This is a genomic window from Streptomyces sp. NPDC060198 (assembly GCF_042728415.1).
GTDB lineage: Bacteria > Actinomycetota > Actinomycetes > Streptomycetales > Streptomycetaceae > Streptomyces.
This window is the reverse complement of sequence record NZ_JBHWZJ010000193.1, coordinates 1-13,361: the sequence shown is the minus strand read 5'-3', so window position 1 is coordinate 13,361 and position 13,361 is coordinate 1. Positions and strand designations below refer to the sequence as shown.

At 72.8% G+C, this 13,361-nt stretch carries 9 protein-coding genes; 6 read left to right on the top strand and 3 right to left on the bottom strand.

Annotated features, from left to right (window positions below; all coding sequences use genetic code 11):
• Nucleotides 1–157: 157 nt before the first annotated feature.
• Nucleotides 158–808: a TetR family transcriptional regulator gene (locus tag ACFWEP_RS22105; protein ID WP_266705489.1), complete on the bottom strand. Its 651-nt coding sequence runs from the start codon at nucleotides 806–808 to the stop codon at nucleotides 158–160.
• A gap of 298 nt (nucleotides 809–1,106) precedes the next feature.
• Here ACFWEP_RS22105 and ACFWEP_RS22100 point away from each other — a divergent pair, with 298 nt between their 5' ends.
• From ACFWEP_RS22100 to ACFWEP_RS22090, 3 genes are all read left to right on the top strand, one after another.
• A complete protein-coding gene (locus ACFWEP_RS22100; RefSeq protein WP_387372059.1) occupies nucleotides 1,107–3,140 on the top strand; it encodes a HEAT repeat domain-containing protein in 2,034 nt (677 codons plus the stop codon).
• A 184-nt stretch (nucleotides 3,141–3,324) separates the two neighbouring features.
• Nucleotides 3,325–4,137 carry a VOC family protein gene (locus ACFWEP_RS22095; RefSeq protein WP_387372057.1) on the top strand — a complete coding sequence of 271 codons (813 nt, stop codon included), beginning with the start codon at nucleotides 3,325–3,327 and terminating at the stop codon, nucleotides 4,135–4,137.
• 152 nt (nucleotides 4,138–4,289) lie between these two features.
• Nucleotides 4,290–4,970, top strand: coding sequence for a response regulator (locus ACFWEP_RS22090; protein ID WP_387372054.1), 681 nt, complete (start codon nucleotides 4,290–4,292; stop codon nucleotides 4,968–4,970).
• Nucleotides 4,971–5,004: 34 nt separating this feature from the next.
• Here the strand turns inward: ACFWEP_RS22090 and ACFWEP_RS22085 are convergent, their stop codons facing one another.
• Nucleotides 5,005–6,243 (bottom strand): sensor histidine kinase, encoded by a 1,239-nt coding sequence (locus ACFWEP_RS22085; RefSeq protein WP_387372052.1) that lies wholly within the window; start codon nucleotides 6,241–6,243, stop codon nucleotides 5,005–5,007.
• 331 nt (nucleotides 6,244–6,574) lie between these two features.
• Here ACFWEP_RS22085 and ACFWEP_RS22080 point away from each other — a divergent pair, with 331 nt between their 5' ends.
• Entirely contained in the window at nucleotides 6,575–8,821 is a 2,247-nt protein-coding gene (locus tag ACFWEP_RS22080) for an MMPL family transporter (RefSeq protein WP_387372051.1), read from the top strand.
• Between the two features lie 383 nt (nucleotides 8,822–9,204).
• Entirely contained in the window at nucleotides 9,205–11,673 is a 2,469-nt protein-coding gene (locus ACFWEP_RS22075) for a PQQ-binding-like beta-propeller repeat protein (RefSeq protein WP_387372061.1), read from the top strand.
• Nucleotides 11,674–11,718: 45 nt separating this feature from the next.
• On the opposite strand, the gene ACFWEP_RS22070 is transcribed toward ACFWEP_RS22075, so the two are convergent.
• Nucleotides 11,719–12,327: a hypothetical protein gene (locus tag ACFWEP_RS22070; RefSeq protein WP_387372049.1), complete on the bottom strand. Its 609-nt coding sequence runs from the start codon at nucleotides 12,325–12,327 to the stop codon at nucleotides 11,719–11,721.
• A 375-nt stretch (nucleotides 12,328–12,702) separates the two neighbouring features.
• Here ACFWEP_RS22070 and ACFWEP_RS22065 point away from each other — a divergent pair, with 375 nt between their 5' ends.
• Nucleotides 12,703–13,281, top strand: a complete 579-nt coding sequence (locus ACFWEP_RS22065; RefSeq protein WP_387372047.1) for a hypothetical protein — start codon at nucleotides 12,703–12,705, stop codon at nucleotides 13,279–13,281.
• The last annotated feature ends 80 nt before the right edge of the window (nucleotides 13,282–13,361 follow it).

The window sequence follows — 13,361 nt, the reverse complement described above, 5'->3', positions numbered from 1 at the left end:
GCACGGCCCCTCCCCCGCTACGCAGACGGTCGCCGCGAATCGGTGAGCGGTGGTGAGAGGCGGAGAAAAGCTGGCCCGCCGTCGGTGAGACAGGATGCCGGGCGTCCGGGGTTGGCCGTGCGCCGCCCGGTGAAGGGGGTCGATCCGTCGAGGGCGCCTACTTCGTGGGCTTCTTGCCGGTGACACCGAGGTGCACCAACAGGGCGAGGTTCGGACGGAGTTCGCCGACCTTGACACCCGTGCCCGTGGTCAGGGCCTTCTGGTGCGAGGCGACGGCGGCCAGCATGGCGACGAGCGAACCCGCCACCGCGGCGGGGTTGACGTCCTTGTCGACCTTGCCCTTGCCCTGGAGCTCCTTCACCGCGTCCGTGAGGGAGCCGGTGAACGAACTGAGGATCTTCACGCGGATCTTGTTGAACCGCTTGTCACCCTCGGCCGAACCGAGGTCGATCACGCGGAGAATCGCGTCGTTGCGTCGCCAGAAGTCGAGGAAACCGTCCACGAGTTCCTCGGAAGCCTGCCAGCCGGCCTTACCGACCCACGAGCGGCCGGAGGCCAGTTCGTTCAGTCCGGTGCCCTCCTTGGCCAGTTCGTCGGCGACTTCGAGGACGGCGCCTTCCACGTCCGGGAAGTACTGGTAGAAAGTCGCGGGTGAAGTCCCCGCCTTCCGTGCGACGTCGATGACTTTGACGTCCCGGTACGGCGAGGAGCTGAGCATCTCGCTGAGGCAATCGAGCAGCTTCTGCCGCGTCGCCTGACCGCGTCGACCGGCCACGCGGCCATCGACGGTGCGTACTTGTCCTGTCATGCCGTCAGCTTACCGACGGGTGAACGGAGCGCGATTCGGCCGAGTGCAAATGGGGAATTACCCAGCGCGCAGACGGTGCGGGGTGGTATTTCGGCCATCTTTTGCGCGCGCTCCGGAGGGCGGGACGGATACTTCCGGGGCCCTTCCGGGACCCTTGCGGCGCGAGTGTCCGCCTGAGGCCTCCGAGGTGATGGGCCGGATCGGTAAGTGTTATCAACAGCCTGTGGACAACTTCGGTGGACAACTTTCGCCCGACGCGGGGCGGGTCCGCCGACGGGCCCATTCCCGGGGAGCGGAAATGACCGCCGTACCTGCTCTGCCCGCCCTGTCGCTCGATGCCCTGACGGCCGTCCGCTGGGACCCGCAGGAGTCGGACCGGGCCTTCCCGATCGAGCGGGTGCCCCAGGTGCTGCGGGGCATCGCCCTGGACGGGGTGGTCGCGGAACCGGACGGCTGGCTCCTGGAGCTCTGCCTGCTGGGGAGGGGCGGCGACCGGGTGAACAAAGCGGCGACCGAAGCGCTGCCCTTCCTCGTGGCCCTCGCCGCCGATCCGGGTGTCCGCGTGCGCACGGACCTGCTCGACCTGCTGAAGCGGCTCGACGACACGGCGCAAGAGGCGGAACCGCACCGGATCGACGGCAGGTGGCCGGCGGCCTGGCGGCACCAGCAGCCCGCCCTGCTGGTGCTGCTCGCGGACGGGGACGCCGAAGTACGGCGATCCGCCCTGTCTTTCGCGCGCCACGTCGCCCCGCTCCTGGAGAGGTGGCGAGCCGAGACCGAGCCCTCGGTCCGGCTGAATCTGCTGTGGGAGCTGGGCCGGGCCGCGGCGGGCGAGGCCGCGCGCGGAACCCTTGCCGGGGCGGCGGCCGAGGAGGTGCGGGCGGTCTTCGAAGGCGAGGTGCGCGACGGCAGCCCCGCCATGCGGATCGCCGCCCTGGAGGGATGGGCGGACCTGGACCTCGACGTGCTGGAGCGGCACGCCGATCTGCTGATGGAGGTGTTCGCCGGCGGTGACGTGGAGGAGACGCGGCGGGACTTCGAGAAGCTCTCCTACCTGCCGGAGGCGGAGGCGTTCTGGTCCCGCGAGTACGGCCTCCACGGGGTCATGCTCAGGTTCGCCGACGCACCCGGCCCTGCGGTCTCGTTCCTCGTCCGGCTGGCCGGGAAAGCCGCGCGGAACGGGGACGTTCCACTGCTCCGCGCCGCGCTGGAGTGTGCGTGGGACCTGCTGGTGGACCACCGCTCCGTCGAACCCGCGCTGCTTCACCTCGCCGGATCGCTGCTGACCTGCCCGGACCCGGGCGCGAGGCTGTGGGCGGCCTACGTCCTCGCGGCGCTGGGTGCCCGCTCGGAGCCGTACGCGGATCTGCTGGCCGCACTGGTCGACGACGAAGGGGAGGACGAACTCCTCGAAGGCACGGTCGCCTGCCAGGCGCGGTGGGCCCTGACCCGGATCGGTGACCCGCGCGGCCTGCCGGGACTGGTCGAGCAGCTGTACGAGCCGTCGTACCGCGCCCACCACGAGGAGGGCTGCTCCTGGGAGAACCCGCGGCTGCCCGAGATCGACGACGTCCTGGGACCGCTGCGGGACCAAGCGGACCTCCTGCTGCCGGCCCTGCGGAAGGTGCTGCGGTGGCGGACCGAGGAGCAGCGGCTCACCGGGTACTCCTGCTCGTCGACGGGGCGCCTGCTCCGGGTCCTCACGGAGTGGGAGGAGGCGGCGCTGCCCGCCCTGCCGGAGGTGGTGGCGCTGCTGCCGCACCAGCGCCACTGGGCCGTCGAGGCCGTGGTGGCGATGGGGCCGGGCGCCGCATCCGCCGAGGACGCGGTACGCGCGTGCGGCCCCGGCAGCGGGGACCCGCTGTACATGGAGAGGTGCGCCCTGCGCGTCGGCGGCCACACGTCCGCGGAGTTGCGCCTCGTCGGCGAGGAGCTGACGGGTCGGGAGAGGTCGGCCGTCCTGCTGGCCAGGTTCGGGTCCGAGGCCGTCGCGTACGCCCCGTCGGTGCGGGAGCTCCTGGACGGCTCCGCAGGGGTGACGCGGCTGGACGCGGCCGTCACCCTGTGGTCGATCACCGGCGAACCCGAGCCGAGCGCGTCCGTCCTGGAGGAGTTCGTCCTGCCGGTGGCGGACGGCGGAGACGACTGGGGAAACTTCCTCGTGGCCCTGCGCACCCTGGCGCGGATCGGCCGGATCACACCGGAGGCGAGGGCGGCGCTGCACACCGTCAAGGGCTTCGACCGGCGCCTCTCCCCGGGGCGTGACTACACCGACGTCCTCCAGGACCAGAGGATCCGCGCGGCGATCGACGAGGTGCTCGCCCTGCCGTGAGCGTCGCAGGCCCGCCGCCTACGGCCGCCGGCCTGCGGGCTCACCGGCGGGCTCACCGGCGGGCTCATCGGCGGGCGGAGGAGCGCGGGCGCCGTTACGTTGGCCGGGACAGGTGTCACGCACCCGTGACGCGCCCGGCCGCGCGGCAGGACCGCGCGCTCCCGGCGAGGGAAGGACCCGGCCCATGGCGGCATTCGCGCACTCCGTTCCCTGCTGGGTGGAGGTGCACCTCTCCGACCTCGAAGCGGGCAAGCGCTTCTACGGCGGGCTCTTCGGCTGGACCTTCCGTGCGGGGGACGGCATGCCCTTCGCCGACGCCTACAGCGAGGGCCGGCTCGTCGCCGCGCTCGCGGCCAAGACGGACGGCCGGATGCCCACCACCTGGGGCGTCCACTTCGCCACCGACGACATCCGGGCGACCGTCCACGCGATCCGCGCGGAGGGCGGCCAGATCATCACCGACCCCGTCCGCGCGGGCCGCGCCGGCATCCTCGCGCAGGCCGTCGACCCCGACGGCGCCGCCTTCTGGCTGTGGCAGGCGGACGAGCGGCCGGGCTTCGAGAAGCAGAACGAACCCGGTTCGTACTGCTGGACCGAGCTCTACACCCGGCGTCCCGACCGGGTGGACCCCTTCTACGCCCGGGTCTTCGGCTTCCGCAGCACCGACCTGGACGCGGACGCGAGCGGAGACACCGGGGCGGCGAAGAGCGGCATCGACTTCCGCATGTGGTCCCCGCCCGGCGCCACCCCCGGCCCCGACACCGCGGTCGGCGGCCGGAGCGTCATCACCGACGCCTTCCCCGAGATGATGCCCAGCCACTTCCTGACGTACTTCGCCGTCGCCGACTGCGACCGTGCCGCCGAACGGGTGCGGGAACTGGGCGGCCGGGTCACCGCCGCGCCGTTCGACATCCCGTACGGGCGGATGGCGGCGTTCCAGGACGACCAGAGCGCCGCGTTCGCGGTGCTCCAGCCCGCCGAACTGATGCTGCCGTAGCGGGGACGCCGGGGCGCCGCCCGTGCTGGGGCGTGTTTCGAACGTCCCGCCTGCCCGGCGACGCCTGGCACGCGCGCTCGCCGCGTCGTCGGGATCGCGCCCACGGCCGCTGCCGGACACGGACCCGCGCCTTCCCGTGATAGGACGGGCCCGTGTGCGGTACGAAGATCGACGTGGTGATAGCCGACGACCAGGAACTGGTCCGGGCCGGGTTCCGCATGATCCTGGAGGCGCAGCCGGGCATCGAGGTGGTCGGGGAGGCGGCGGACGGCGTCGAGTGCGTGGAGCTGGCCCGCCGGCTGCGGCCGAGGGTGGTGCTGGCCGACATCCGGATGCCGCGGCTCGACGGGCTGGAGGTGACCCGGCTGCTGGCCGGGCCCGGTGTCGTCGACCCGATGAACGTCGTGGTGATCACCACCTTCGACCAGGACGACTACGTGCGCGGCGCCTTGCGCAACGGTGCCTGCGGGTTCCTGCTGAAGGACGCCACCCCGGCCCTGCTGGTCGAGGCCGTGCACGCGGCGGCCCGGGGCGACGCGCTGGTGTCCCCGGCGGTGACGGTACGGCTGCTGCGGCGGTTGGAGCAGGCGGAGCAGGGCGGAGGGCCGTCCGCGCGGACCGAACCGCCGGGACTGCTGAGCACCCGGGAGCGGGACATCGTGCGGCTGGTCGCGGTGGGACGTACGAACCAGGAGATCTGCGCCGAACTCTTCCTCTCGCTCTCCTCGGTCAAGACGTACCTGGGCCGCATCCAGGGCAAGTTGGACGCCCGCAACCGGGTCGAGGTCGCCGCCTGGGCCTGGGAGCACGGGGTCGCCCGGCCGCGCGGCTGAATACGGCCACCGCCCACCGAGGCCCTGGCGGGTCTCACGGACCGACGGCCTCCGGACCCGAGCCGGAGGCGGCGGACGCGGGCGGGGCCTGGAGCGGGAATCCCGCCCTGACCTCCCAACCGCCCCCGGGGAACCTGCCCGCCCGCAGGGTTCCGTCCAGCGCCTCCACGCGTTCACGCAGGCCGATCAGCCCGAAACCGCTGGAACCTCCGGCGGGCGACGGGGAGCCCTTGGGGGAGGCGCTGTTGGTGACGGTTACCCAGAGCCAGTCCGCGTCCACGTCGAGGCGCACCGCAGCCTGGGAACCGGGGGCGTGGCGGCGGACATTGGTGAGAGCCTCCTGGGCGACCCGGAACGCGGAGATCTCCACCTCCGGGCTGAGCTGCGCGGTGCGCGCCGACGCGGTCGCCTCCAACCGGGCGGCGGCGGCCGGAGCGCCGGGCGCGGCGGAGGCCGAGTGGGCGGCCGTCAGCTCGGCCAACTCGCTCAGCAGATCGCCGGGCCGCTGCGGGACGTGGCCCTCCTCCCGCAGGATCCGGACCAGCCGGCGCATCGACTCCAGCGTCTCGGTGCCGGAGCGGGCGATGTTGCGCAGGATCGGTTCGACCTTGTCCGGGGCGGTCGCGTGGATCGCCGTCGCCGCATGGGCCTGCACGATGATGCCGGTCATGTGGTGGGCGATCAGGTCGTGCAGGTCACGGGCGAGCGCGAGGCGTTCTGCCTGCCGGACATCGGCGATGTTGCGCCGACGGCGGGCCTCCAGGGCGCGGATCGCGCAGCCGAGGGTGATGCCGATGGTGAGCGCCACGGTCAGGACGTAACCGCCGGGGACGAACACCTCCCACGAACGCATCCGCAGCGGCAGCAGCAGCGCCGCCACGCCGAGTGCCGCCGTCGAGACCGCGGCGGCTCTCGTGCTCGGGGCCTGGGCGATGGTGCGGATCACCAGGGCGATCAGAGCCGCGGCCTCCAGCGCGCCGATCGACGACTGCGTCGGGGAGAAGACGAAGCAGACGGCCGTCAGCGCCAGCGACATCGCGACCACGCCACCGATGCGCCACCGCATGGAGGGCGAGCGGCGGGTCTCCGCGACGGCGAGCGTCGCGAGCGGGCCGGTCACCAGGACGGGCAGCCAGTTGGTGGCGGGGGAGAAGGCGTCCGGCGCGAAGCTCAGCAGGGCGAGGTCCGCCACCCACGTCAGGGCGAACGCGAGCACGCTGAACGCGGTGATGAGCCGTCTGACGGCCGGAGTAAACGGAAGGTGCCAGTCCACGCGTACCAGGGTAAGGAGCGGCTCCGGGGGCGGTGTCGGCCGAATGACCGACAGCCCGGCCCCGGAACGGTACCTGTGGGCGACCCCGGCGAGCACCCCTACGGAACAGCATGGGGATCACCGGTGGCCCGTCGCTTCCCCCGAGGCCGGACGCCGGAGGCGGTGCCGTCGCACGCGGCGACGGTGCCGGGTGCGCTGCCGCCCGTGGGGACGGGGCCGGCGCGCGCCGTGGTCCCCGCCGTCCTCAGCCGGCGGCGGGAACCGCGGCCCGTGTCCGCCGCCACCCGACGCGCCACCCACACCACGCACCCACAACGGAGTCCTCCACCTCATGGCTACCTTCCTGTACAGGATCGGCCGCTTCGCCTTCCGGCGGCGCTGGCTGGTCGTCCTCCTGTGGGCCGTCGTCCTCGGTGCCGCCGGTGCCGCGGCCACCAGCACCACGAACACGGCGTCCACCGGCATGTCCCTGCCCGGTACGGAGTCCCAGCGGGCCTTCGACCTCCTCGCCGACAAGTTCCCCGCGGCCAACGCCGAGGGTGCGAGCGCCCGTGTCGTGGTCCGCGCCCCCGAGGGACAGAAGATCGACGGCGCGGCCGACCGGGCCGTCGTGGAGGACGTCCTGAAGGAGCTGAAAGAGTCCTCACCGCGCGTCAGCGCGGTCAGCGACCCCTTCGAGGCCAAGACGGTCAGCGCGGACGGGACCACCGCCTACGCACAGATCACCTACTCCGTCGGTGCGGCGGACCTGACCGACGCCGACCACACCGGTATCGACAAGGCGCTGGACGCGGGCCGCGCCCAGGGGCTGACGGTGGAGGCGTCCGGTGACGCGCTGGCCGAGCCCGAGGAGGGGATGGCCGCCGAGGCCGTCGGATTCCTCCTCGCCGCCCTCATCCTGGTGGTCACCTTCGGATCACTGGTCGCCGCGGGCTTCCCGCTGCTCACCGCGCTCGTGGGGGTGGGTGTGAGCACCGCCGTCATCACCGCCGTCAGCGCGACCTTCGACCTCAACAGCAGCACGTCCTCGCTCGCCTCGATGCTCGGCATCGCCGTCGGCATCGACTACGCGCTCTTCATCGTGTCCCGTTACCGCGCCGAGCGCGCCGACGGCTACGACGCACGGGAGGCCGCCGCACGCGCCAACGGCACGGCGGGCTCCGCCGTCGTCTTCGCGGGCGTCACCGTGGTCATCGCCCTGGCCGGTCTCGCCGTCGTCAACCTGCCGATGCTCACCGCCATGGGCCTCGCCGCGGCCGGCGCCGTCGTCGTCGCCGTGCTGGTGGCCGTCACCCTGGTCCCGGCGCTCCTGAGCTTCGGGAGCGAGCGGGTCCTCGGCAGGGCGCGCAAGCGCAAGGGAGCCGGGTCCCCGGCCGCACCCACCGCCGCGGTCCCGGCCAAGGCCGCCAAGGTGACGGTCGGCCGTCGCTGGGTCGCCCTGGTGATGCGCCGCCCCGCGGCGGTCATGGTCCTCGCGGTCGTCGCCCTCGGCGCGCTCGCGCTGCCCGCAACCGACCTCAAGCTCGGGCTGCCGGACGACGGCTCCAAGGCCCCCTCGTCCACCCAGCGCAAGGCGTACGACCTGCTCTCCTCGTCGTTCGGCCCCGGGTTCAACGGCCCGCTGACCGTCACCGTCGACGACCCGGACCCCGCCACCGCGAAGGGCGCCGCAGCCGACCTGAGCCGGGCCATCACGGCGCTGCCCGACGTCAAGGGCGTGTCGCCCGCCGTCTTCAACGAGGCCGGCGACACCGCGATCATCTCCGTCGTCCCCGGCAGCGGACCGACCACCGACGCCACCAAGGAACTCGTCGCCCGGATTCGCGACCTCGCCGGTGACACCGCGACCACGAACGGTGCCCGCTCCATGGTCACCGGCACCACCGCGCTCAACATCGACATCTCCGACAAGTTCAGCGCGGCGATCGTGCCCTACCTCGTGCTCGTCGTCGGACTGGCCTTCCTCGTCCTGATCCTGGTCTTCCGTTCGGTCCTGGTCCCGGTCAAGGCGGCGCTCGGGTTCCTGCTCTCGGTGCTGGCCTCGCTCGGCTCGCTCGTCGCGGTCTTCCAGTGGGGCTGGTTCAAGGACCTCATCGGCCTGGAGCAGACCGGGCCGATCATGAGCCTGATGCCGATCCTGCTGGTCGGCATCGTCTTCGGACTCGCCATGGACTACCAGGTCTTCCTGGTGACCCGGATGCGGGAGGCGTACGTCCACGGCGCCGACCCCCGTACGGCGATCGAGACCGGTTTCCACCACAGCGCCAAGGTGGTCACGGCCGCCGCGCTCATCATGATCTCCGTGTTCGCCGGCTTCATGGGCTCGCACGAACCCATCATCAAATCCCTCGGCTTCGCCCTCGCGGTCGCCGTCGCCCTGGACGCCTTCGTCGTCCGCATGACGATCGTGCCCGCCGTCCTCACTCTTCTCGGCAAGCACGCCTGGACGCTGCCGCGTTGGATCGACCGCGTCCTGCCCGAGGTCGACATCGAGGGCGAGAAGCTGGCCCGCCGCGACCCGGCGGCCGGGGAGGGCCCGGCCCCGGACGCCCTTCCGCAGTTCAGCGGCCGGTACTGACGGGGCGGACGCCGGTACTGACGGGCAATGACGCGAGCCCGCGCGAGCGTGGCCCCGGGGGCGGGGGCGTGCACGGCAGGTCTGTGCGCGCCCCCCGCTCACGTCCCGGATGCGCCGGACATCCGTACAACACCGGTTCGCCCCGGCGCACTTCGTATCCGTCAGTGCGCCACGCACGGACGCCTTTCGCCCGTACGGCGGTTGTGCACGCACGTCCCCATAGCAGCGAGCCCCGCCCTTCTGCCACCGACAGAGGCCGATGACACCCCGATTCGCCCCCGGGTTCGCAACTGGGGGCCGCGCCAGGAACAATCGGGGTGCGCACCGCCAGGTGGTGCCCGGTGGTGAGACGCCGCACGGGGCGGGAATTCGCGGGCAAGGTCATGGGACCAGGGCCCGTACGGGGAGGTGGCAGGCAAGTGGAACAGCTGACGCAGCACGACCCGAGACGGATCGGCCCGTTCGAGGTGCTGGGACGGCTCGGAGCCGGCGGCATGGGGCTCGTCTATCTCGCACGCTCGGCGTCGGGCAGACGGGTGGCGATCAAGACCGTCCGCACCGAGCTCGCCGAGGACCAGCTCTTCCGCGTCCGGTTCACCCGCGAGGTCGAAGCCGCCCGCGCGGTGAGCGGGTTCTACACCGCCGCCGTGGTCGACGCCGACCCGCGCGCCGCCGTGCCGTGGCTGGCCACCGCGTACGTACCCGCCCCCTCGCTCGAAGAGATAGTGAACGAGTGCGGGCCCATGCCCACCCAGGCCGTCCGCTGGCTGGCCGCCGGTATCGCCGAGGCACTCCAGTCCATCCACGGCGCCGGGCTCGTCCACCGCGACCTGAAGCCGTCCAACGTGCTCGTCGTGGAGGACGGCCCCCGCGTCATCGACTTCGGCATCGCCTCCGGGGTCTCCAACACCCGCCTCACCATGACGAACGTCGCCGTGGGCACCCCCGCTTACATGTCGCCCGAGCAGGCCCGCGACTCCCGCAGCGTCACCGGGGCGAGCGACGTCTTCTCGCTCGGCTCGACCCTCGTCTTCGCGGCCACCGGACACGCGCCCTTCCACGGCGCGAACCCGGTCGAGACCGTCTTCATGCTGCTGCGGGAAGGGCCCGACACCGAAGGGCTCCCGGACGAGCTGCGCCCGCTGATCGAGTCCTGCATGCAGATGGACCCGACCCGCCGCCCCAGCCCCGCGGATCTCCAGGCGCAGCTCGCCCCGCACCTGTTCGCCTCGGGCAGCGACGACAGCGGCACCGCGTCCGCCTGGCTGCCCGGCCGGGCCACCGCGATGATCGAGCAGCGTCGTGGCGGCGGACGCACCATGGCCCCCGCACCCGCGCAGTTGGTGGCCCCGCCGCCGCCCCCGCGTCCGCCGCTCGGCGACTGGGAGACCAGCCGCATGCCCGAGACCGCCCCGATGCCCCCGCCGTCCCACGCCCGGCCCGCGCCGCCCGTGGGCCCCGGCCCCTCCCTGCCGGCACCCGCCGCACCCTCGGCATCCTCGACGGACGGCGGCCCGGTCCGGCTGATCGGCGCGAAGGTCGCGATCGGTCCCGGCCCGCGCGCCGCCGAGATCCGGGGAGCCGCCGCCGCGCACCCGGCCGCCGCCACCGGCTGGGTCCGCCCGCCGGCCGGCCTGACCGGTGCGGTCCCCGCCCCGGTCACCGCACCCGTACCCGCGCCGGCCACCGCCCCCGAGGCGGCGCCCGCCGTACCGGACCGCTGGCGTCCCTGGCGCTTCCGCATGTCCAACGACGTCTGGGGCACCCCCGTCGTCGCCGGCGGTCTGCTCTACGTGACGTCCTTCGAGATCCACGCGCTGGACATCGGCAACGGCCGGCGCCAGTTCAAGACAAGGGACGTGGCCTGGGCGATGGCCGTCGACGACGGGGTGATCCACGCGTCGGACGGCCCCTCCCTCTACGCGCTGGACGCCAGGGGCGGCACCGAACGGTGGCGTCGGCGGACCGACGCCTGGGTCTACTCCCTCAAGGCGGACCGGGGCACCGTTCTCACCGGGACCCGGGGCGGCGGCGTCCAGGCGTGGGACGCGGCGGGTGGCGAACCGCTCTGGGAGATCAGCGGCGCCCAGACCGACTTCGAGACCGCGGAGGCCGGTCCTGCGCTCCACGAGGGGACCGCGTACGTCTGGAAGGACGCCCGGCTGCGTGCGCTCGACGCGCGTACCGGCTCCGAGCGCTGGTCGTACCCCATCGGTGACGCGGCCTCCTGCGGCGGTGTCCCGGTCCGGGTGACCCCCGCGCCGGACGGCAACGTGTACGTCGCCGCGGGCACCCGGGTACTGGCCGTGGACAACGCCACCGGCCATGTGCGCTGGCACTTCGAGGCGCCCGCCGTCTTCCTGTCGGCGCCCGCGTTCGCTCCGGGCCCGGCGGTGACCGGGGGTGGCGTGTACCTCGCCGACTACCTCGGCACGGTCTACGCGCTCGACGCCGCGAACGGCAAGGACCGCTGGCGCATCGCCACGGAGGCACGCCACTCCATCGAACCCGTACTGGTCGCCGGCGGGAACGTGCACGTCGGCAGCGGCAGCGCGCTCTACACCCTGGACGCGGTGACCGGCACCCCGAAGTGGCGGTTCGCGGCCGGTGGTGACGTGGTCGGCAGCCCCGTCGTCGCGGACGGACGTGTGCACTTCGGCTCCGCCGACCACGTCCTCTACACCCTGGACGCGGCGGGTGGCACCCTGCGCTGGAAGCTCGCCACCGGTGGCGAGATCACCGGGTCCCCGGTGGCCCGCGACGGGGTCGTCTACGCCTGCAGCAAGGACCGGTGCGTCTACGCGCTGGACGCGCTGAAGGGCACGGGGACGGGGAACAACCGGGCCCGGTAGGTCGGCAGACCCGGCTCGTGGCGTGCCTCCGTGCGCCGTGCGGCCTCAGGAGCCGTCGTGCCGGCGCGGGTCCTCCGGGCCGGTGTACGGATCCGGTTCCGGCTCGGGCAGCGGGCTCGTGTGGGCGGACGGGCCCGGCTCCTGCGTGGGCGGCCAGGTGTCCGGGTGCTCGTAGCCGGGTGTGGGGTAGGGCGCGGTGCGCGCGTCGTGGTCCGGCGTGCCCCCGACCCGGTCCCGCCGACGTCGTCGCCCCGACATCACCAGGGACCCGATCAGCATCAGGAGTCCGCCGCCGAGGGCGAGCGCCACCCCCCACTGGAGCCCGGAACCGTCCGGGTCCACCGTCAGGCTTCCCGTCGCCTGGCCCTGCCGGACCATCCACAGCACGGTGAAGCCGAGCGTCAGCACCCCGGCGAGCGCCACCACCAGCCGCGAGCGGAGCACGACCCCGGCGAGGGTCAGCACCGCGGCGACCAGCAAGGGGAGGAACAGGGAGACCATCACCCCCGACGAGGTGGTGGTGATGCCTTCGAAAAGGTCCTGGACGCGGTAGTCGCGCCCGGGGCGGCCGTCGTACCAGTCGCGGAAGGGGCTCAGGACGGCGGCCGCCGCTCCGGCGAGAGCGATCACGGAGCCGAGGATGTTGCGGATCATCGTCAGCCTCCTGCGCGCATCGCGCGAACCTACCGACGGCGCACGCGCGGACACGTGCGTGACACTCTCGCGTTCGACGCTACGCCCGCCTCCCGGCGCTCGCGACTCCGAAGCCGCGCCACGACGTGTGGCCCGCACCGCACATTGCTTCGGACCGCCCCGCAACACCACCGTGCGCACCCGCCCCATGCGTCATTTCCGGCCCGTTCCGCACATCATTTTCGGAGCCGCCCCGCACACCATGACCAATCCGTGACAGGGTCATGACTTGGCAGTGGGCCTTCGCCCCGATGCTGGTGCGGCAACGAGAACACCCGGAGAAGGCGCCGGGAGAAGACGTCGCGAAGAAGACGAGACACGAGGGGGGCTGCATCCATGGTGCGGCAACAGATGAAACTGGCGGCGGTCCTGGCGGTGGTGGTGCTCGCGCTCACCGGATTCTCCACGTCCAGCCACGGGCACGGCCACAGCGGGTCGAGCCACGGCTCCGGCGGTGGCGGGTGCTCCAACTCCCACAAGAGCAACGGTTACAACAGCGGCAGCACCACCGACGACTACGACGACGACGACTACGGCTCCGGCTCGTCCTCATCCTCGGGCTCGGACTCGGCCACGGACTCGGTCACGGAGGAACCGACCCCCGACCCCAGCGCGGTGCCCACCACCGACCCGGGCGTCCGCGTGCTCACGTGCGCCCACCCGGCAAACGGTTCCCAGAAGGCAGTGGCGTCCTCGCAGGTGGAGCTCTCCCCGGTGGACTTCGGAATCGCCGAGGTCGACATCACCGTGACGTTCTCCGACTCCGCCACCAACACGCTCGACACGGCTCACCTGCGGGTCGAACTCGACGCCTCCGAATCGCTCGATCCCCAGAAGTTCACGGTGCCGATGAAGGACCCGAGCAAGGTGGACGAGGTCTACGACTGCAACGCCACCGCGGTGCTCGCGAGCTGACGTCCGGGCGACCGAACGGTTCGAGCGCGCAGTGGGGCCCGTCGCGACGACGTCGGGGGCTGTTGGTCACAGTCTCCGAC